The sequence below is a fragment of the Pseudomonas sp. LFS074 genome (genome assembly GCF_047978165.1).
Lineage (GTDB): Bacteria > Pseudomonadota > Gammaproteobacteria > Pseudomonadales > Pseudomonadaceae > Aquipseudomonas > Aquipseudomonas putida_P.
Genome location: NZ_JBFPFV010000001.1, coordinates 15,584 through 34,600, shown reverse-complemented (window position 1 = coordinate 34,600; position 19,017 = coordinate 15,584). Strand labels below are relative to the sequence as shown.

18 protein-coding genes are annotated in these 19,017 nt (G+C 63.1%); 11 read left to right on the top strand and 7 right to left on the bottom strand.

The genetic code is table 11. The features are described from left to right. Positions 1 to 23 precede the first annotated feature (23 nt). Positions 24 to 1,589, top strand: coding sequence for a SulP family inorganic anion transporter (locus ACNQP3_RS00155; RefSeq protein WP_264316689.1), 1,566 nt, complete (start codon positions 24 to 26; stop codon positions 1,587 to 1,589). Between the two features lie 143 nt (positions 1,590 to 1,732). Here the strand turns inward: ACNQP3_RS00155 and aroE are convergent, their stop codons facing one another. Both aroE and hemF read right to left on the bottom strand, forming a co-directional pair. Next, positions 1,733 to 2,557 (bottom strand): shikimate dehydrogenase, encoded by an 825-nt coding sequence (aroE, locus tag ACNQP3_RS00150; protein WP_264316688.1) that lies wholly within the window; start codon positions 2,555 to 2,557, stop codon positions 1,733 to 1,735. Positions 2,558 to 2,582: 25 nt separating this feature from the next. Further along, positions 2,583 to 3,494 (bottom strand): oxygen-dependent coproporphyrinogen oxidase, encoded by a 912-nt coding sequence (hemF, locus tag ACNQP3_RS00145; protein WP_012269881.1) that lies wholly within the window; start codon positions 3,492 to 3,494, stop codon positions 2,583 to 2,585. Positions 3,495 to 3,628: 134 nt separating this feature from the next. Here hemF and ACNQP3_RS00140 point away from each other — a divergent pair, with 134 nt between their 5' ends. Beyond that, complete coding sequence (locus ACNQP3_RS00140; protein ID WP_060493242.1) at positions 3,629 to 4,606, top strand: NADPH:quinone reductase; 978 nt, start codon at positions 3,629 to 3,631, stop codon at positions 4,604 to 4,606. Between the two features lie 129 nt (positions 4,607 to 4,735). Here ACNQP3_RS00140 and ACNQP3_RS00135 read toward each other — a convergent pair whose 3' ends face one another. Then, the gene (locus ACNQP3_RS00135; protein ID WP_060493243.1) at positions 4,736 to 5,293 is read right to left on the bottom strand and encodes an L-threonylcarbamoyladenylate synthase; all 558 of its coding nucleotides are present in this window, start codon (positions 5,291 to 5,293) and stop codon (positions 4,736 to 4,738) included. Positions 5,294 to 5,335: 42 nt separating this feature from the next. Then, a complete protein-coding gene (gene dprA, locus ACNQP3_RS00130; RefSeq protein ID WP_060493244.1) occupies positions 5,336 to 6,433 on the bottom strand; it encodes a DNA-processing protein DprA in 1,098 nt (365 codons plus the stop codon). Positions 6,434 to 6,639: 206 nt separating this feature from the next. On the opposite strand from dprA, the gene def reads away from it, so the two are divergent. The 5 genes from def to ACNQP3_RS00105 are packed head-to-tail and all read left to right on the top strand — an operon-like array spanning position 6,640 to position 11,163. After that, entirely contained in the window at positions 6,640 to 7,146 is a 507-nt protein-coding gene (gene def, locus ACNQP3_RS00125; protein ID WP_012269876.1) for a peptide deformylase, read from the top strand. A gap of 60 nt (positions 7,147 to 7,206) precedes the next feature. Then, positions 7,207 to 8,139, top strand: coding sequence for a methionyl-tRNA formyltransferase (gene fmt, locus ACNQP3_RS00120; RefSeq protein ID WP_012269875.1), 933 nt, complete (start codon positions 7,207 to 7,209; stop codon positions 8,137 to 8,139). Further along, a complete protein-coding gene (gene rsmB / locus ACNQP3_RS00115) occupies positions 8,136 to 9,446 on the top strand; it encodes a 16S rRNA (cytosine(967)-C(5))-methyltransferase RsmB (RefSeq protein ID WP_060515214.1) in 1,311 nt (436 codons plus the stop codon). Before fmt ends, rsmB begins: the two co-directional genes overlap by 4 nt. Positions 9,447 to 9,469: 23 nt before the next feature. After that, on the top strand, positions 9,470 to 10,843 hold the full coding sequence (gene trkA, locus ACNQP3_RS00110) for a Trk system potassium transporter TrkA (protein ID WP_012269873.1): 1,374 nt from the start codon (positions 9,470 to 9,472) through the stop codon (positions 10,841 to 10,843). A gap of 11 nt (positions 10,844 to 10,854) precedes the next feature. Further along, on the top strand, positions 10,855 to 11,163 hold the full coding sequence (locus ACNQP3_RS00105; protein ID WP_012269872.1) for a tetratricopeptide repeat protein: 309 nt from the start codon (positions 10,855 to 10,857) through the stop codon (positions 11,161 to 11,163). A 117-nt stretch (positions 11,164 to 11,280) separates the two neighbouring features. Here ACNQP3_RS00105 and ACNQP3_RS00100 read toward each other — a convergent pair whose 3' ends face one another. Further along, a complete protein-coding gene (locus tag ACNQP3_RS00100; RefSeq protein WP_012269871.1) occupies positions 11,281 to 12,168 on the bottom strand; it encodes a lysophospholipid acyltransferase in 888 nt (295 codons plus the stop codon). A 41-nt stretch (positions 12,169 to 12,209) separates the two neighbouring features. Continuing rightward, entirely contained in the window at positions 12,210 to 12,761 is a 552-nt protein-coding gene (locus ACNQP3_RS00095; RefSeq protein ID WP_012269870.1) for a DNA-3-methyladenine glycosylase I, read from the bottom strand. An 83-nt stretch (positions 12,762 to 12,844) separates the two neighbouring features. On the opposite strand from ACNQP3_RS00095, the gene glyQ reads away from it, so the two are divergent. From glyQ to ACNQP3_RS00075, 4 genes are read left to right on the top strand one after another with little or no spacing between them, the layout of a single operon-like run. Then, positions 12,845 to 13,792: a glycine--tRNA ligase subunit alpha gene (glyQ, locus tag ACNQP3_RS00090; protein WP_012269869.1), complete on the top strand. Its 948-nt coding sequence runs from the start codon at positions 12,845 to 12,847 to the stop codon at positions 13,790 to 13,792. Beyond that, on the top strand, positions 13,789 to 15,840 hold the full coding sequence (glyS, locus tag ACNQP3_RS00085) for a glycine--tRNA ligase subunit beta (protein ID WP_264316687.1): 2,052 nt from the start codon (positions 13,789 to 13,791) through the stop codon (positions 15,838 to 15,840). The genes glyQ and glyS overlap by 4 nt, the downstream gene beginning before the upstream one ends. 3 nt (positions 15,841 to 15,843) lie before the next feature. Next, entirely contained in the window at positions 15,844 to 16,371 is a 528-nt protein-coding gene (gene gmhB / locus ACNQP3_RS00080) for a D-glycero-beta-D-manno-heptose 1,7-bisphosphate 7-phosphatase (RefSeq protein ID WP_012269867.1), read from the top strand. Positions 16,372 to 16,417: 46 nt separating this feature from the next. Next, on the top strand, positions 16,418 to 17,203 hold the full coding sequence (locus ACNQP3_RS00075; RefSeq protein ID WP_012269866.1) for a lysophospholipid acyltransferase family protein: 786 nt from the start codon (positions 16,418 to 16,420) through the stop codon (positions 17,201 to 17,203). Positions 17,204 to 17,380: 177 nt separating this feature from the next. On the opposite strand, the gene ACNQP3_RS00070 is transcribed toward ACNQP3_RS00075, so the two are convergent. After that, a complete protein-coding gene (locus tag ACNQP3_RS00070) occupies positions 17,381 to 19,000 on the bottom strand; it encodes an MFS transporter (RefSeq protein WP_060493246.1) in 1,620 nt (539 codons plus the stop codon). Positions 19,001 to 19,017 lie beyond the last annotated feature (17 nt).

Below are 19,017 nucleotides of genomic sequence, written 5' to 3'. Positions count from 1 at the left end.
ACCTTTGGAAATGTGAATATCTCATGCATCGCATCATCCACCTGCTGCCCTTCCTCTCCTGGCTACCCCGCCAATCGGGCCACAGCCTGCGCCAGGACCTGCTGGTTGGCCTGAGCGGTGCCATCCTCGCCCTGCCACAATCCATCGCCTATGCCCTGATCGCCGGCCTGCCCGCCGAATACGGCTTGTACGCTGCCATCGTGCCGGTGCTGGTCGCCTGCATGTGGGGCTCGTCCTGGCACCTGATCTGCGGCCCGACCGCCGCCATTTCCATCGTGCTCTACGCCAGTATCAGCCCGTTGGCCGTGGCCGGCAGCGCCGATTACATCACCCTGGTGCTACTGCTGACCTTCCTCGGCGGCATCTTCCAGCTGCTGCTCGGGCTTTTGCGCTTTGGCGCGCTGGTCAATTTCGTTTCCCATTCCGTGGTACTCGGTTTCACCCTGGGCGCCGCTATCGTCATTGCCCTGGGCCAACTGCCCAACCTGCTGGGCATGGACCTGCCCAGCCAGGCCACGGCCCTGAAGACCATGCAGGACCTGGCCAGCCATGCCGGCGAGGTCGACCTGCCTTCCCTGGTTCTGGGTTTGGCCACCGTCATGATCGGCGTGGCCTTCAAGCTCTGGCGCCCGCGCTGGCCGAGCCTGTTGATTAGCCTGATGCTGGTGAGCCTGCTGGCCTGGTTGCTGCCTGGCTACTTTGGCCATGTGCCAAGGGTGACGGCGTTCACCGGGCAACTCCCACCCTTCAGCCCGCTGCCTTTGCTGGATGTGGAACTGATGCTGCGTCTGCTGCCCAGCGCCGTAGCGGTGGGCATGCTGGGGCTGGTCACCAGCCTGTCGATTGCCCGCTCGTTGTCGGCACGTTCGGAACAACTGATCGACCCTGATCAGGAAATACGCGCACAGGGCCTGTCGAACATCGCCGGTGCATTCTTCTCCGGCTACCTGTCCGCCGGTTCCTTCACCCGCTCCGGCCTGAGCTACGAGGCGGGTGCCCGCTCGCCCATGGCCGGGGTGTTCTCGGCGCTGTGGGTGGCGCTGTTTGCCGTTACCGGCGCCGGCCTGATCGCGCACCTGCCGATACCGGCCATGGCCGGCAGCATTCTGCTGATCTGTTGGGGGTTGGTGGACCATCGAGGGATTCGCGCGCTGTTCAGGGTCAGCCGCTCGGAGTTTCTGGTGATGGCGCTGACGGCGGCGGCGACGTTGTTGCTGGAGCTGCAGACAGCGATCTATGCCGGGGTGCTGGCGTCGCTGTTCTTCTATTTGAAGCGCACTTCACGGCCACGGGTGCAGCAAAGCCGTGAAGGGGACGCGGATGTGTTGCGGGTGGGCGGGTCGATTTTCTTTGGTGCCGCGCATTACCTGCAGGTGCGCTTGCAGCGCTGCCAAGGGCCGCATGTGGTGATCGATGCGCGGCAGGTGAATTTCATCGATTACTCGGGTGTGGATATGTTGCACCGCGAGGCGCGGCGCTTGCGGCGGTTGGGCGGGAGTTTGACCCTGCACCGGGCCAGGCCGCAGGTGATCGAGGAATTGCAGAAGCTCGAAGGGGTGGCGTTGTGCCCGATCCGGTTTGAAGAGTGAGGTTGGGTCGAGATCCTGGGGCTGCCTTGCAGCCCATCGCGACACAAGGCCGCTCCTACAGGGATCTCGATTTGCCGCCAGACCGCGATCCCCTGTAGGAGCGGCCTTGTGTCGCGATGGGCCGCAAAGCGGCCCCGACAATCTCAGCCCCGAGCGAGCTGCCGTCGCAGCTCCGCCAACACCGGCGCGGTATCAGGCCGAACCCCACGCCAGATAAAGAAGGCTTCAGCCGCCTGCTCAGCCAGCATCCCTAACCCATCCAGCACCTTTTCAGCGCCCAAGTCAGCGGCCCATTGGCAAAACGGCGTAGGCTCCTTGCCATACATCATGTCGTAGCAAACCGTACGCCCCGCCTCGACCAGGCTGTCGGCAATCGGCGGCATTTCCCCGGCCAGGCTCGCCGAGGTGGCGTTGATGATCACATCCACCGGCTCCTGCAACCAGGCGAACCCGCTCGCCACCACCGGGCCCAGCTCATCGAACTCACGCGCCAGCTGCTCGGCCTTTTCCACCGTCCGGTTTGCAATTACCAACGATTGCGGCTTGTGCGCCAATATGGGCTCCAGCACGCCACGCACGGCGCCACCGGCCCCCAGGATGAGAATGCGCTTACCGGCAAGCTCGACCCCGGCATTCACCGTCAAGTCGCGCACCAGGCCAGCGCCATCGGTGTTGTCGCCCTGCAGGGTGCCATCAGCCAGCTTGCTCAGCGTGTTCACTGCGCCAGCGCGCTGGGCACGCGGGGTCAGGCTGTCGCACAAGCGGTAGGCTTCTTCCTTGAACGGCACGGTGACGTTACCGCCGCTGCCTTGCTTGAAGAAGCCGCGCGCGCAATCACTGAACTCGTCCAGCGGCGCCAGCAGGGTGGCGTATTCCAGGTCCTGGCCGGTCTGCTCGGCAAACAGGCGGTGGATCAGCGGCGACTTGCTGTGGCCGATGGGGTTACCAAAAACGACGTACTGGTCCATGACGGCTCCTTGTTTATCCACAGGCTTACTGGCCGAGCCAGTCGCGGTCCTGCAGGAAGTACTCGGTCAGGCGCGCTTCTTCGCTGCCGGGCGCAGCCTTCCAGTCGTAGCCCCAACGCACCTGAGGCGGCAGCGACATGAGGATGGACTCGGTGCGGCCACCGGACTGCAGGCCGAACAGGGTGCCACGGTCGTACACCAGGTTGAACTCCACGTAACGGCCGCGACGGTATTCCTGGAACTCGCGCTGCTGCGGGGTGTAAGGCGTGTCCTTGCGGCGCTGGACGATCGGCAGGTAGGCGTTGACGTAGGCATCGCCAATGGCGCGGATGAAGGCGAAGCAGGTGTCGAAGTCCCACTCGTTCAGGTCATCGAAGAACAGGCCGCCGATACCGCGTGGCTCGCCACGGTGCTTGAGGTGGAAGTAGCGGTCGCACCAGGCTTTGTAGCGTGGGTACACGTCGGCGCCGAAGGGCGCGCAGGCCTGCTCGGCCACACGGTGCCAGTGGATGCAATCTTCTTCATTGCCGTAGTACGGCGTCAGGTCGAAGCCGCCGCCAAACCACCACACGGCTTCTTCACCTTCCTTCTCGGCGATGAAGAACCGCACGTTGGCATGAGAAGTGGGCACATGCGGGTTGTGCGGGTGAATCACCAGCGACACACCCAGGGCCTCGAAGCCACGGCCAGCCAGTTCAGGGCGGTGGGCACTGGCCGAGGGCGGCAGGCCGGCACCAAACACATGGGAGAAGTTGACCCCGCCTTTCTCGATCACCTTGCCGTCGCCGATCACCCGCGTGCGGCCCCCGCCACCGGCTTCGCGCACCCAGGCATCCTCGACGAAGCGGGCGCCGCCGTCTTCTGTTTCGAGGGCAGAGCAGATGCGGTCTTGCAGGTCGAGCAGGTAGGCTTTCACGGCCTCGGTGCGGCTAGTCATCGGGTCACCAGAAACGGGCAGGGAAGAATTCGCCGCGTAGCATACCACCGCCAGCCCGCGCGCCGCAGTTGACGGCGATCAAGCAAAGGCGTCCGATAGAAGGCCTTTCCCGATCCCGACGACAGGAGTGCGAGATGGCCAAGCGTATCCAGTTCAGCCAGCATGGCGGCCCGGAAGTGCTGCAGTTTGTGGAATTCGAACCCGCCCCGCCCGGGCCGCAGCAGGTGCGTGTGCGCAACCATGCCATCGGCCTGAACTTCATCGACACGTATTTTCGCAGCGGGCTGTATGCGCCGCCGTCCCTGCCTTCTGGCCTGGGCACAGAAGCGGCCGGTGTGGTCGAGGCCGTAGGCGAGGGCGTGACCCGGCTGAAAGTGGGTGACCGCGTGGCCCATGCCGGCGGGCCGCTGGGTGCGTACAGCGAGGTGCATACGCTGCCGGAGGCCAACCTGGTCAAGCTGCCCGACAACATCAGCTTCGAGCAGGCGGCAGCGGTGATGCTCAAGGGTTTGACCGTGCAATACCTGCTGAAGCAGACCTATGAAGTCAAACCGGGCGACGTGATCCTGTTCCACGCGGCAGCGGGTGGCGTGGGTTCGTTGGCGTGCCAGTGGGCCAAGGCCCTGGGCGCCAAGCTGATCGGTACCGTGAGTTCTGCCGAGAAGGCCGAACGGGCCAAGGCGCTGGGGGCATGGGAAACCATCGACTACAGCCATGAAGATGTGGCCAAGCGAGTACTGGAGCTGACCGACGGCAAGAAATGCCCGGTGGTGTATGACGGCGTGGGCGCCGATACCTGGCTGACCTCGCTGGACTGCCTGCAACCACGTGGGCTGATGGTGAGCTTCGGCAATGCCTCGGGCGCGGTGAGCGGGGTGAACCTGGGGATTCTGGCGCAGAAGGGCTCGCTGTATGTGACCCGGCCGACCTTGGCCACCTATGCCAACAATGCCGAGAACACCCAGGCCATGGCCGATGACCTGTTTGCAATGATTGGCAGTGGCAAGCTGGTTGTGGATATCCAGCAGCGGTATCCGCTGAGCGAGGCGGCCAAGGCACAGGCAGAGCTGTCGGCGCGCAGGACTGTGGGGTCGACTGTACTGATCCCCTGAGACAGACACGTCACCTGTAGGAGCGGGTTTACCCGCGAAGAAGAAGCCGCGGTGCGTGGCACCGGCATTGCCGGTGTTCGCGGGTGAAAACACTCCTACAGGGTCATCCGCCAGGCTTGCAGATCTGTCTCAACCTGGTCGCACGACTTCGCCGGTTGCCAGGTTGCGAATCACACTCGGGTTCTTCCGCCCGCCCAGCGCACCGCCCAGCACCATGTCCAGCTGGCCATGGAAGTACTGCTCCACCCGCAACCGGGTCTTGGCTGCCGGGCGCCCGCCGGGGTTGCACGAGGTAGAAATCAGCGGCCCCACCAACGCGCACAGCTCACGCACCACCGGGTGATCGCTTACCCGCAGCGCCACGGTGTCATGCTGCCCGGTCACCCATTCTGGCAACAGGTCCTGGTGCGGCACCAGCCAGGTATTGGGCCCCGGCCAAGTGCTGCCCATGCGGTCGATCCAGTCTTCGGGGAAGTCCTCGAACAGGAAGTCGAACTGGCGGATGTTGTCGGCAATCAGGATCAGTCCTTTATCCACAGGCCGCGACTTGAGCGCCAGCAGGCGATACACCGCGTCCTCATTCCATGGATCGCAGCCAAGGCCCCAGACCGCTTCCGTCGGGTAGGCGATTACTGCGCCCGCCCGGATCTCACGTGCGGCTTGTTGCACACGAAAACTGCTCACCATTACTGTTTCTCCGCCTATATACCTAGCATGTGAGCAGTGTACTTAGCCCGCGCGGGCAAACCAACGCCCGGCTTCATTGCTGACCCGGCCTTCCAACTCCAGCTCGGTCAGCTGCGCCAATACTTCGGCCAACGGCAGCTCGCAGCAGTGCGCAAGGCTTTCGCTGGTTTGCGGCGCTGCATGCAGCAGGGCAAGCAAGGGGTGGTCGAACCTGTCCGCAACCGCAGGCGGCAAGTTCTGCCAACCCTTCAGGCTTTCCAGGATCTGCTCCACACTTTCCACCAGCAGCGCCCCATCACGGATCAGCTGGTGACAACCCTTGGCACCAGGGTGGTGAATGGACCCCGGAATGGCATACACCTCGCGGCCTTGCTCGGCCGCCAGGCGCGCCGTGATGAGCGAGCCGCTGGCCAGGCTGGCCTCGACCACCAACACCCCCAGCGACAAGCCGCTGATGATGCGATTGCGCCGTGGGAAATTGCCGGGCAGTGGCCCGGCATCCAGCGGATACTCGGAAACCAGCGCACTGCCATTGTCGATCATCGCCTGCGCAAGCTCATGATGGCGCTGTGGATAAAGTTTTTGCAGCCCCGTACCGAGCACGGCAATCGTGCACCCACCGGCCTGCAACGCGGCCCGATGAGCGGCACCGTCGACACCTACCGCCAGCCCGCTGGTAATGGTGAAACCGGCTTGTGCGAGATAGCGGGAAAATGCCCGGGCAGTGTCGAGCGCCGGGGGTGTAGCACGTCTGCTGCCCACGATGGCCAGCTGAGGGCGGTCGAGCAAGGCCGGTTCACCCGCAACGAAAAGCAGCGGCGGGGCATCGTCGGTTTCTGCCAGCAAGGCAGGGTAGCCAGGGTCGTCCCACATCAGCAAATGCTGGCCCGGGCGCTCTAACCAGGCCATTGCGGCCAGCGCCCCATCTCGTACCTCGGCACTGCGCCGGGCATCGATGGTGGCTTGCGGGATGCCCAACGCTCGCCAGGCCGCACCGGGCGCACTGAGCGCGCAAGAGGCACTGCCGAAGGCATCGAGCAAGGTGCGAAAACGTCGCAGTCCTGTCTCGGGCAGGCGATGCAGACGTAATCGCGCCTCAAGTTCGGCAGGCGGGCAGAGCGACGAATGGTAACGGGGCATGAGGATCGTCCTTGATCGAAACAGGGCCATTTACGTGGCACAACCTGTGGATAACTCTGTGAGTAACACTTTGAAAAGCTGTCCATTGATTGGGGGCTATCAAGCCCATAGACACCCTAGACGAGCTTGCCAGGTGCCGAAATGCCCGTTTCCCTTTATTATGTGTGCTCAGTTTTCAACCGAACGCACAGTGACTGCCTGACCTTATGGCCATCTTGAACATTCTCGAATTCCCGGACCCGCGCCTGCGCACTATCGCCAAACCGGTGACGGAGTTCGACGACGCCCTGCGTCAGCTGATCGACGACATGTTTGAAACCATGTACGAAGCCCCTGGTATCGGCCTGGCCGCCACCCAGGTCAACGTGCACCTGCAGGTCGTGGTCATGGACCTCAGCGAAGACCGCAGCGAGCCGCGCGTCTTCATCAACCCCACGGTCGAAGAACTCACCCACGACATGGGCCAGTACCAGGAAGGTTGCCTGTCGGTGCCCGGCTTCTACGAGAACGTCGACCGCCCGCTGCGTGTTCGGGTCAAGGCCCAGGACCGCGACGGCAAGCCGTTCGAGCTGGAATGCGAAGGCCTGTTGGCGGTGTGCGTGCAGCACGAATTCGATCACCTCAACGGCAAGCTGTTCGTTGACTACCTGTCGCAGCTCAAACGCGACCGGATCAAGAAGAAACTGGAAAAGCAGCACCGCCAGCAAGCCTGATCCCCACCTTCCAGAAGGCTTGCTCCGGCAAGCCTTTTTCTTTTTTGAAGCGAGAACTCCATGCGCATCGTCTTTGCAGGCACTCCAGAGTTTGCCGCCGAACACCTCAAGGCCCTGCTCGACAGCCCCTACGAGATCGTGGCCGTCTACACCCAGCCCGACCGCCCAGCCGGCCGTGGCCAGAAGCTCATGCCAAGTGCGGTCAAGGCACTGGCCGTGGCCCATGACATCCCGGTGTTCCAGCCGCAGACCCTGCGCAACGCCGATGCCCAGGCCGAACTGGCCGCATTGAAGCCAGACCTGATGGTGGTGGTCGCCTACGGCCTGATCCTGCCGCAGGCGGTGCTGGATATCCCGCGCCTGGGCTGCATCAACAGCCACGCTTCTCTGCTGCCACGCTGGCGCGGTGCGGCACCGATCCAGCGCGCCGTGGAAGCCGGCGACGCCGAGAGCGGCGTAACCGTGATGCGTATGGAAGCTGGCCTGGACACCGGCCCGATGCTGCTCAAGGTCGTCACCCCGATCAGTGCCGACGACACCGGCGGCACCTTGCACGACCGCCTGGCCGAGATGGGCCCGCCTGCCGTCGTACAGGCCATCGCCGGCCTGGCCGACGGCTCGCTGCAAGGTGAAGTACAGGATGATGCCCTGGCGACCTACGCACACAAACTGAACAAGGACGAGGCGCGCATCGACTGGAGCCGCCCGGCCGTCGAGCTGGAGCGCCTGATCCGCGCCTTCAACCCGTGGCCCGTGTGCCACAGCACCCTCGATGGCGAAAGCGTGAAGGTGCTGGCCGCCAACTTGTCCACAGGCAAGGGCGCCCCGGGCGAAATCCTTTCCGCCAGCAAGGACGGTCTCGTCGTTGCTTGCGGTGACCAGGCGCTGAGCCTGACCCGCCTGCAATTGCCTGGCGGCAAGGCGCTGAGCTTCAGCGACCTGTTCAACAGCCGCCGCGAGAAGTTCGCCGCCGGCAAGGTGCTGGGCCAATGAACCCACGCCTCGCTGCCGCCCGTGCCCTTGCCGCTGTGCTTAGCGGCAAGGCCTCGCTGAACAGCTCGCTGCCGGCCCAACTGGACAAGGTCGACGAACGCGACCGTGGCCTGACCCAGGACCTGGCGTTCGGCACCGCGCGCTGGCAACCACGCCTCGACCTGCTGGCCGCCCAACTGCTGCAAAAGCCCTTCAAGGCCGCCGACGCCGATGTTCAGGCGCTGCTGCTGGTTGGCCTGTACCAGCTGTTCTACACCCGCATTCCGGCCCACGCCGCCATCGGCGAAACCGTGGGCTGTGCCGACAAGCTGAAGAAGCCATGGGCCAAGGGCCTGCTCAATGCCGTGCTGCGCCGTGCCCAGCGCGAAGGCGAGGAACTGCTCGCCAGCATGGAGCGCGACCCAGTGGTGCGTACCGCCCACCCGCGCTGGCTGCAGAAGGCGCTGAAAGCGTTCTGGCCCGAGCAATGGGAAGCCATCTGCGCCGCCAACAACGCCCACCCGCCGATGATTCTGCGGGTCAACCGCCGTCACCACAGCCGCGATGCCTACCTGGCACTGCTGGCCGAAGCGGGCATTGGCGCCAGCGCCTGCCAGTACAGCCGTGACGGCATCGTGCTGGCCGAGGCCTGTGACGTGCGCGGCTTGCCAGGCTTCGCCGAGGGCTGGGTGAGTGTGCAGGACGAAGCCGCGCAGCTGTCCGCCGACCTGCTCGAACTGGCCCCCGGCCAGCGCGTGCTGGACGCCTGCTGCGCACCGGGCGGCAAAACCTGCCACTTGCTGGAGGCCGAAGCCGGCCTGGCCCACGTCGTGGCCATCGACCTCGAAGCCAAACGCCTGATCCGCGTGCGCGAAAACCTCGACCGCCTCAAGCTCGACGCCGAGCTGATCGCCTGCGATGCCCGCGACACCGCCAGCTGGTGGGATGGCAAACCGTTCCAGCGCATCCTGCTCGACGCGCCATGCTCGGCCACCGGCGTGATCCGCCGTCACCCAGACATCAAGCTGACCCGCCAGGCCGACGACATCCCGGCCCTGGCAGCGCTGCAAGGCGAGCTGCTCGACGCCCTGTGGCCAACCCTGGAAGTAGGCGGCATGCTGTTGTACGCCACCTGCTCCAGCCTGCCGACCGAGAACACCGAAGTAATCGACGCTTTCCTCGCCCGCACCCCAGGTGCCCGTGAGCTGGACCTGGCCACCGAGGCCGGCCTGCGCCAGCCCCACGGCCGCCAGTTGCTGGCCCAGGAAGGCGGCCACGACGGCTTCTACTATGCCAAGCTGATCAAGATCGCCGCCTCACGCGGATAAGCACACAGGGTAGGGAGTAGCGGATGAAGATCATCATCCTTGGCGCAGGGCAGGTAGGCGGTACGCTGGCAGAGCACCTGGCCAGCGAAGCGAACGACATTACCGTGGTCGATACAGACGGCGACCGCCTGCGCGACCTCGGCGATCGCCTGGACATCCGTACCGTGCAGGGCCGCGGCTCGCTGCCGACGGTGCTGCGCCAGGCCGGTGCCGACGACGCCGACATGCTGGTGGCGGTCACCAACAGCGACGAAACCAACATGGTCGCCTGCCAGGTGGCCTATTCGTTGTTCCACACCCCGACCAAGATCGCCCGGGTGCGTGAATCGTCCTACCTGACCCGCGAAGAGCTGTTCGACAACGACCACATCCCGGTGGACGTGCTGATCAGCCCCGAGCAGGTGGTGACCAACTACATCAAGCGCCTGATCGAACACCCAGGCTCGCTGCAAGTAATCGACTTCGCCGAAGGAAAGGCCCAGTTGGTGGCGGTAAAGGCCTACTACGGCGGCCCGCTGGTCGGCCAGCAACTGCGCCAGATACGTGCGCACATGCCCAACGTCGACACCCGCGTGGCGGCCATCTTCCGCCGCGACCGGCCGATCACTCCGCGTGGCGACACAGTGATCGAGGCTGACGACGAAGTGTTCTTCATCGCCGCCAAAAAGGACATTCGCGCCGTGATGGGCGAACTGCGGCGCATCGACGAAACCAACAAGCGCATTGTCATCGCCGGCGGCGGGCAGATCGGCGAGCGTCTGGCCGAAGCCATCGAAAGCCGCTACCAGGTGAAGATCATCGAGATGAGCCCGGCCCGTTGCCGGCACCTGTCCGATACCCTGGAAAGCACTGTGGTGCTCCAGGGCAGTGCCTCGGACAAGGACCTGATGCTCGAAGAGAACATCGCCGATGCCGATATTTTCCTGGCCCTGACCAACGACGACGAAGCCAACATCATGTCGTCGCTGCTGGCCAAGCGCCTGGGTGCGGGCAAGGTGATGACCATCATCAACAACCCGGCCTATGTCGACCTGGTGCAGGGCGGCGATATCGACATCGCCATCAGCCCGCAGCTGGCAACCATCGGCACCCTGCTGGCGCACGTGCGCCGGGGCGACATCGTCAGCGTGCATTCGCTGCGCCGCGGCGCGGCCGAGGCCATCGAGGCCGTGGCGCACGGGGATTCGAAGTCGAGCAAGGTGGTCGGCAAGGCCATCGAAGACATCGCCCTGCCACCGGGTACCACGATCGGTGCGATCATCCGTGACGAAGAAGTGATGATCGCCCACGACGACACCATGATCGAATCGGGGGACCATGTGATCCTGTTCGTTGTGGATAAAAAGCATATTCGCGATGTGGAAAAGCTGTTCCACGTCGGCTTGAGTTTCTTCTAGGAGAAGAGGGCATGCGCGAATCGCTGGAGAAGATGCTGGCCAAGGGTGTGGATAACCCGCTGCTCAGGTTTGGGCTGGGCAAGGCTTGGCTGGATGAAGGCAACGGCGTTGAAGCGGCGGTGCACCTGGCGCGCTGTGTTGAGCAGGACCCGAAATATTCCGCAGCGTGGAAGCTGCTGGGCAAGGCGTATCAGTTGCAGGGTGACCTGACGGCAGCACGCAAGGCCTGGGAAGACGGAATCGTGGCGGCGCAGGCCCATGGGGACAAGCAGGCCGAGAAAGAGATGACCGTGTTCCTCAAGAAGCTCAACAAGGTCTGAGATTGTCTGGGCTGCTTTGCAGCCCATCGCGACACAAGGCCGCTCCTACAGGTGACCGCCATCCTTTGTAGGAGCGGCCTTGTGTCGCGAAAGGGGCGCAAAGCGCCCCCAAAAATCTCAATACCAGCGCGGCTCGCCAGCCGGTCGCTTCTTGAAGCGCTTCATGCTCCACATGTACTGGCTCGGGTACTCGCGCACATAGCGTTCGACTACCTTGCTCATCGCCGCCGCCGACACGTTGACGTCGGTGCTGTACATCTCCTCGGGCGCCGCCTCCAGAAACACCTTGAAGCCCGAACCATCCGGCAGCCGCAGCGCATGCAGAAACACCCCCACCGCCTTGCCACCCGCCAGCATGTTAGGCACGAACTTGCTGGTCAGCGCCTGGGTGCCCAGGAACGGCACGAACACCCCTGCCGATTCCGCAGGCTCCGGGTCGGCAGGAATGCCCACCTGGCCACCACGGCGCACTTCCTTGATCACGCTGAGGATGCCTTCCTTGGTCGAAGGCGCTACGCGGTTGCCCATCTGCACGCGCTGCTCACGCAGCAGGTCATCCACCGCCTTCAGCTTTGGCGGGCGGTAGAAGATGATTGGTTTGCACTGGTTACAGTAGAAGTGGTTCAGCACTTCCCAGTTGCCCAGGTGGCTGGTAATACCCACCACGCCCTTGCCCGAGGCCAGGGCCTGCTCCAGCACTTCCAGGCCGTGCACTTCCTTGACCAGCTCCAGCGAACGCTGCGGCGGCCAGATCCAGGCACAGGCACTTTCGACAAAGGATTTGCCGATATCCCGCAGCGCCTGGCCAACCAGCTGCTCACGGGCAACCGGGTCCATCTCGGGGAAACACTTGGCCAGGTTGATCCGCACCACGTTGCGCGAACCGTTGGGGACTTTCCACATCAGCCAGCCAATACCCGCGCCGACGCGCTGTACAGCGCCCCAGGGCAGCTTGGCAAACAGGCGCAGCACCCCGACCATCAGGGCGCCCTTGAACTTTTCCACAGGCGAATTCCTTATTTCAGCAAGGCGCGCATTGTAACCCCTCAGCGCAACAAGGCGGCGTAGCGATCGCAATCGGTGGTGTGGTCCATGACCATGCCGGTGGCCTGCATGAAGGCGTAGCAGATGGTCGGGCCGACGAAGGTGAAACCGGCCTTCTGCAGGGCCTTGCTCATGGCCGTGGCTTCGTCGGTGACAGCCGGCACTTCGCCGCGCCCCTTGAAGTGGTTGATCTTCGGCTCGCCGCCGACGAACGACCACAGCCATTGCGCAGGGTTATCCACAGCCAGCCAGGCTTGCGCGTTGCGCCGCGCAGCCTTGAGCTTGAGGCGATTGCGAATGATGCCGGCATCTTGCATCAGTTCTTCGATGCGTTCGTCGCTCATGGCGGCCAGTTTCACCGGGTCGAAGCCGTACATCACCTGGCGATAACGCTCGCGTTTGCGCAAAACGGTGATCCACGAAAGCCCGGCCTGGAACCCTTCGAGCAAAAGCATCTCGAAGAGCAACGCCGGGTCACGCTGGGGCGTTCCCCATTCCTGGTCATGGTAGGCCTGGTACAACGGATCGTCGGTACACCAAAAGCAGCGTGGCATAAGGCTCCAATGAGTAGAGGGCGAGGCGAATCAGGTTATACTCCCGCTCTTTACATCCGCATCCCCAGATACAGGTGAATTTCGTGAGCCAGCCTACGCCAGCCGTGCGTACCTTCCAAGACCTGATCCTCGCCCTGCAGAACTACTGGGCAGCTCAAGGTTGTGTGGTGCTTCAGCCCTACGATATGGAAGTAGGCGCCGGCACTTTCCATACCGCCACGTTCCTGCGCGCCGTCGGCCCAGAGACCTGGAACGCCGCCTACGTGCAGCCTAGCCGTCGCCCTGCCGACGGGCGGTATGGCGAAAACCCAAACCGCCTGCAGCACTACTACCAGTTCCAGGTAGTGCTCAAGCCCAACCCGGCCAACTTCCAGGAGCTGTACCTCGGCTCGCTGAAAGCCATCGGCCTGGACCCGCTGGTGCACGACATCCGCTTCGTCGAAGACAACTGGGAATCGCCGACCCTCGGCGCCTGGGGTCTGGGCTGGGAAATCTGGCTGAACGGCATGGAAGTCACCCAGTTCACCTACTTCCAGCAGGTAGGCGGCATCGAGTGCTACCCGGTTACCGGTGAAATCACCTACGGCCTGGAGCGCCTGGCCATGTACATTCAGGGCGTGGACTCGGTGTACGACCTGGTGTGGGCCGACGGCCCGTTCGGCAAAGTCACCTATGGCGATGTGTTCCACCAGAACGAAGTGGAGCAGTCGACCTACAACTTCGAACACGCCAACGTCGACAAGCTGTTCGAACTGTTCGACTTCTACGAAAGCGAAGCCAACCGCCTGATCAAGCTGGACCTGCCGTTGCCGACCTACGAAATGGTCCTGAAGGCCTCGCACACCTTCAACCTGCTGGACGCCCGCCGCGCCATCTCGGTAACCGAGCGCCAGCGTTACATCCTGCGTGTACGTACCCTGGCCCGGGACGTGGCGCAAAGCTATCTGCAAGCCCGCGCACGCCTGGGCTTCCCGATGGCCACCCCTGAACTGCGTGACGAAGTGTTGGCTAAGCTGGAGGCTGCACAATGAGTGCTCAAGATTTCCTGGTAGAACTGGGCACCGAAGAGCTGCCACCCAAGGCCCTCGCCAGCCTCGGCGACGCCTTCCTGGCCGGCATCGAGAAAGGCCTGCAGGCCGCTGGCCTGAACTACACCGGCAAGCAGGTGTACGCCGCGCCACGTCGCCTGGCCGTGCTGATCCGCCAGCTGGACGTGCAGCAGCCTGACCGCAGCATCAACATCGACGGCCCGCCCATGCAGGCTGCTTTCAAAGACGGCGAGCCGACCCAGGCAGCCTTGGGCTTTGCCAAGAAGTGCGGCGTAGAGCTGGCCGAAATCGACCAGAGCGGCGCCAAGCTACGCTTCTCCCAGCACATCCCGGGCAAGGCCACTGCCAGCCTGCTGCCGACCATCATCGAGGATTCGCTCAACGACCTGCCGATCCCCAAGCGCATGCGCTGGGCGGCTAGCCGTGAAGAGTTCGTGCGCCCAACCCAATGGTTGGTGATGCTGCTGGGCGACCAGGTGGTCGACTGCACTATCCTGTCGCAGAAGGCCGGCCGTGAATCCCGTGGTCACCGCTTCCACCACCCGGAAAACGTGGTGATCACCACCCCGGCCAACTACGTCGAAGACCTGCGCAAAGCCTACGTGCTGGCGGACTTCGCCGAGCGCCGCGAGCTGATCAGCAAGCGTACCGCCGAGCTTGCCATGCAGCAGGAAGGCACGGCCATCGTGCCGCCGGCGCTGCTGGACGAAGTGACCGCCCTGGTCGAGTGGCCAGTGCCGCTGGTGTGCTCGTTCGAGGAGCGTTTCCTCGAGGTGCCGCAGGAAGCCCTGATTACCACCATGCAGGACAACCAGAAGTACTTCTGCCTGCTGGACAACGAGGGCAAGCTGCTGCCGCGCTTCATCACCGTGGCCAACGTCGAAAGCCGCGACCCGAAGCAGATCGTGCAAGGCAACGAGAAGGTCGTGCGCCCTCGCCTGACCGACGCCGAGTTCTTCTTCAAGCAAGACAAGAAGCAGCCGCTGGAAACCTTCAACGAGCGCCTGAAAAACGTGGTGTTCCAGGCTCAACTGGGCACCGTGTACGACAAGGCCGAGCGTGTTTCCAAGCTGGCTGCCTTCATCGCCCCGCTGATCGGTGGCGACGCCCAGCGTGCCGGCCGTGCGGGCCTGCTGTCCAAGTGCGACCTGGCCACCGAAATGGTCGGCGAATTCCCTGAAATGCAGGGTGTTGCCGGTTACTACTACGCGCTCAACGACGGTGAGCCGCAAGACGTTGCCCTGGCCCTGAACGAGCAGTACATGCCGCGCGGTGCTGGCGCCGAGCTGCCGCAGACCCTCACCGGTGCTGCCGTGGCCATCGCCGACAAGCTCGACACCCTGGTCGGCATCTTCGGCATCGGTATGCTGCCTACCGGCAGCAAGGACCCGTATGCCCTGCGCCGTGCCGCGCTGGGCGTGCTGCGTATCCTGATCGAGAAGCAGCTGGACCTGAACCTGACCGGTGCGGTCGAGTTCGCGGTCAAGCAGTTCGGTGCCAAGGTCAAGGCCGCTGGCCTGGCGGAGCAGGTGCTGGAGTTCATCTTCGACCGCCTGCGTGCGCGTTACGAAGACGAAGGCATCGACGTCGCCACTTACCTGTCGGTACGTGCCCTGCAGCCAGGCTCGGCCCTGGACTTCGACCAGCGCGTGCAGGCCGTGCAGGCCTTCCGCAAGCTGCCGGAAGCCGAAGCCCTGGCCGCGGTGAACAAGCGTGTATCGAACCTGCTGAGCAAGGCTGAAGGCGCCATCGCCGAACAGGTCGAGCCGAAGTACTTCGACAACGCCAACGAGTTCTCCCTGTACTCGGCCATCCAGCAGGCCGATCAGGCCGTGCAACCGATGGCTGCTGCACGCCAGTACAGCGAATCGCTGGCCCGCCTGGCCGCCCTGCGTGACCCGGTCGATGCCTTCTTCGAGGCGGTGATGGTGAACGCCGAAGACGCCAAGGTACGTGCCAACCGTTATGCCCTGCTCAGCCGCCTGCGCGGCCTGTTCCTGGGCGTGGCCGACATTTCGCTGCTGGGGTAAGCCTTGAAACTGCTGATTCTCGACCGTGACGGGGTGATCAACTACGACTCCGACGCCTACATCAAGACGCTGGAAGAGTGGGTGCCGATCCCAGGCTCGGTCGAAGCGATCGCGCAGTTGAGCAAGGCCGGCTGGACGGTGGCTGTGGCCACCAACCAGTCCGGCATTGCCCGTGGCTATTACCCGCTGGCAACCCTCGAAGCCATGCACGCGCGCCTGCGTGCGCTGGTGGCCGAGCAGGGTGGCGAAGTCGGCCACATCGTGTATTGCCCGCACGGGCCAGACGAAGGCTGCGATTGCCGCAAGCCCAAGCCTGGCATGCTGCGGGCGATCGCCGCGCATTACCAGGCCGGCCTTGAAGGCGTCTGGTTCGTCGGCGACAGCAAAGGTGACCTGGAGGCTGCCCTGGCCGTCGGTGCACAGCCCGTGTTGGTGAAAACCGGCAAGGGCGAGCGGACCCTGGAAAAAGGCGTCCCGGAAACTACACTGATTTTCGACGATCTGGCAGCTATCGCCAGAGAACTAATTTAAACAGTGCGCCTTCGGGCGCATTTTTCTCAGGCGGGCATGCCCCGCAATGGTACAAGCCACTATGTCGATCCTGCAGGCGATCAGAATCTTTCTTTTTTACCTGCTGCTGGGCACCAGTTCGCTGCTGTGGTGCTCGCTGAGCTTCTTCATCGCGCCATTCCTGTCGTTCCCCAAGCGCTACAAGTTCATCAACGTGTACTGGTGCCGCTGCGCGCTGTTTCTGGTGCGTACCATCCTGGGTATCGACTACAAGATCACTGGCGCCGAGAACGTACCGGATGAGCCTTGCGTGATTCTGTCCAATCACCAAAGCACCTGGGAAACCTTCTTCCTGTCCCAGTACTTCTCACCGCTTAGCCAGGTGCTCAAGCGCGAGCTGCTGTACGTGCCGTTTTTCGGCTGGGCCATGGCCATGCTGCGGCCGATCGCCATCAACCGCGACAACCCCAAGGAAGCGCTGCGCCAGGTGGCGAGCAAGGGTGACGAGCTGCTCAAGCAGAAAACCTGGGTGCTGATTTTCCCGGAAGGTACACGCGTGCCATTCGGTACGATCGGCAAGTTCTCCCGCGGCGGCACCGCACTGGCTGTGAATGCCGGGTTGCCGGTGCTGCCAATTGCCCACAACGCCGGCAAGTTCTGGCCGAAGACCGGTTGGGGCAAGCGTGCCGGTACCATCGAGGTGGTCATTGGCGAGCCGATGTACGCCAATGGTACCGGGCCACGTGCTATCGCCGAGCTCAACGACCGCGCTGCGGCGTGGAACGAGGCAACCCAGCGGGCCATGGGCTCGCTGCCACCAGCTGCGGAAAAGCCCCAGGAGCAGATGGCCTGATCATCTGTGGATAACTTGTGAGCAATTTTTCCATCAAATGCTTAAAGTGATCTCTAAGTGTTTGAATTATCTGTTTATTTCTGTGCATTACATTTTCTTGAAAATCGTGCATAAGTTTTTTCGAGGCATAAAAAAACCGGCTTTTACAGCCGGTTTTTTTATGGCATGCAGACAGCATCAGACTTTGTCGATATCGACGTCCTTGGTTTCTTTCAGGCAGAAGATCCCCACCACCAGACTGATACCGGTCACCAGCACCGGGTACCACAGCCCGTAGAAGATATCCCCGGTATAGACCACCAGCGCGAACGATACGGTCGGCAGGAAGCCACCGAACCAGCCATTGCCTATGTGATAGGGCAGCGACATCGAGGTGTAGCGGATACGGGTCGGGAACAGCTCGACCATCACCGCCGCCAACGGGCCATAGGTCATGGTCGCGATCAGGATCATCGCCACGATCAGCACCACCACCATCACCTGGTTGACCTGCTCAGGGTCGGCCTTGGCCGGGTAGCCCGCCTGCTCGATTGCAGAGCGCATGGCGGTTTCGTCGAAGCCGTTGATGGTCTTTTCACCAATGTTCACCACCACATCGCTGCCGGCCACGCTTACCGAGCTGTACGGCAGGCCCTGCTTCACCAGGAAGGTCTTGACCTTGTCGCACGGGCTGTCGAAACGTGCCTTGCCCACGGGGTCGAACTGGAAGGTGCAGCTTTGCGGGTCGGCGGTAACCACGATCGGCGCCTGACGGCTCGCGGCGTCAATTTGTGGGTTGGCGTAATGGCTCAGGGCCTTGAACAGCGGGAAGTACAGCACCGTGGCCAACAGCAGGCCGAGCATCAGGATTGGCTTGCGGCCGATGCGGTCCGACAGCCAGCCGAAGAACACGAAGAATGGCGCACCGATCACCACACTGATAATCAACAGGGTGTTGGCTTGGGCGGGGTCCATCTTCAGCATCTGAGTCATGAAGAACAGCACGTAGAACTGTGCCGTGTAAAAGGTCACGGCTTGGCCGGCGTTGATGCTGAACAGTGCGGTGAGCACCACTTTCAGGTTTGGCCAGGAAGTGAACGACTCACGGATCGGCGACTTGCTGATCTTGCCCTGGGCCTTCATTTTCACGAACGCAGGCGATTCGTGCATGCTCATGCGGATCCAGGTGGAAATGGCCAGTAGCACGATCGACAGCAGGAACGGCAGGCGCCAGCCCCAGGTTTCGAACTGGTCACCACTGATGTAGCGGCTGCCCAGTACCACCAGCAGCGACAACAACAGACCCAAGGTTGCAGTGGATTGGATGAAACCGGTGTGGAAGCCACGCTTGCCGGGGGGCGCATGCTCGGCCACGTAAGTGGCCGCACCGCCATATTCGCCGCCCAGCGCCAGCCCCTGCAACATGCGCAGGATTACCAGAATGATCGGTGCGGCAATGCCAATGCTGGCGTAGGTAGGCAACAACCCCACCGCGAAAGTGGACAGGCCCATCAGCACGATGGTGACCAGGAAGGTGTACTTGCGCCCGATCATGTCACCCAGGCGGCCGAACACCAGCGCGCCGAAGGGCCGTACCAGAAAGCCCGCAGCAAAGGCCATCAGGGCAAAGATGAAGGCGGTGGTGTCGTTCACACCAGCGAAGAATTGCTTGCTGATGACCGCTGCCAGCGCACCATAGAGAAAAAAGTCATACCACTCGAAAACCGTCCCAAGGGATGACGCGAAAATGATCTTGCGCTCTTCACGGCGGCTGGAGCTGCTGGCCGCCGCACCCTGCTCTTGGATGTAATCCGACATCGTTGCTGTCCTCGGCC

Coding starts and splice junctions, on each gene's coding strand:
- ACNQP3_RS00155 (WP_264316689.1), top strand. CDS start 24: ATGCATCGCATCATCCACCTGCTGCCCTTCCTCTCCTGGCTACCCCGC.
- aroE (WP_264316688.1), bottom strand. CDS start 2,557: ATGGACCAGTACGTCGTTTTTGGTAACCCCATCGGCCACAGCAAGTCG.
- hemF (WP_012269881.1), bottom strand. CDS start 3,494: ATGACTAGCCGCACCGAGGCCGTGAAAGCCTACCTGCTCGACCTGCAA.
- ACNQP3_RS00140 (WP_060493242.1), top strand. CDS start 3,629: ATGGCCAAGCGTATCCAGTTCAGCCAGCATGGCGGCCCGGAAGTGCTG.
- ACNQP3_RS00135 (WP_060493243.1), bottom strand. CDS start 5,293: ATGGTGAGCAGTTTTCGTGTGCAACAAGCCGCACGTGAGATCCGGGCG.
- dprA (WP_060493244.1), bottom strand. CDS start 6,433: ATGCCCCGTTACCATTCGTCGCTCTGCCCGCCTGCCGAACTTGAGGCG.
- def (WP_012269876.1), top strand. CDS start 6,640: ATGGCCATCTTGAACATTCTCGAATTCCCGGACCCGCGCCTGCGCACT.
- fmt (WP_012269875.1), top strand. CDS start 7,207: ATGCGCATCGTCTTTGCAGGCACTCCAGAGTTTGCCGCCGAACACCTC.
- rsmB (WP_060515214.1), top strand. CDS start 8,136: ATGAACCCACGCCTCGCTGCCGCCCGTGCCCTTGCCGCTGTGCTTAGC.
- trkA (WP_012269873.1), top strand. CDS start 9,470: ATGAAGATCATCATCCTTGGCGCAGGGCAGGTAGGCGGTACGCTGGCA.
- ACNQP3_RS00105 (WP_012269872.1), top strand. CDS start 10,855: ATGCGCGAATCGCTGGAGAAGATGCTGGCCAAGGGTGTGGATAACCCG.
- ACNQP3_RS00095 (WP_012269870.1), bottom strand. CDS start 12,761: ATGCCACGCTGCTTTTGGTGTACCGACGATCCGTTGTACCAGGCCTAC.
- glyS (WP_264316687.1), top strand. CDS start 13,789: ATGAGTGCTCAAGATTTCCTGGTAGAACTGGGCACCGAAGAGCTGCCA.
- ACNQP3_RS00075 (WP_012269866.1), top strand. CDS start 16,418: ATGGTACAAGCCACTATGTCGATCCTGCAGGCGATCAGAATCTTTCTT.
- ACNQP3_RS00070 (WP_060493246.1), bottom strand. CDS start 19,000: ATGTCGGATTACATCCAAGAGCAGGGTGCGGCGGCCAGCAGCTCCAGC.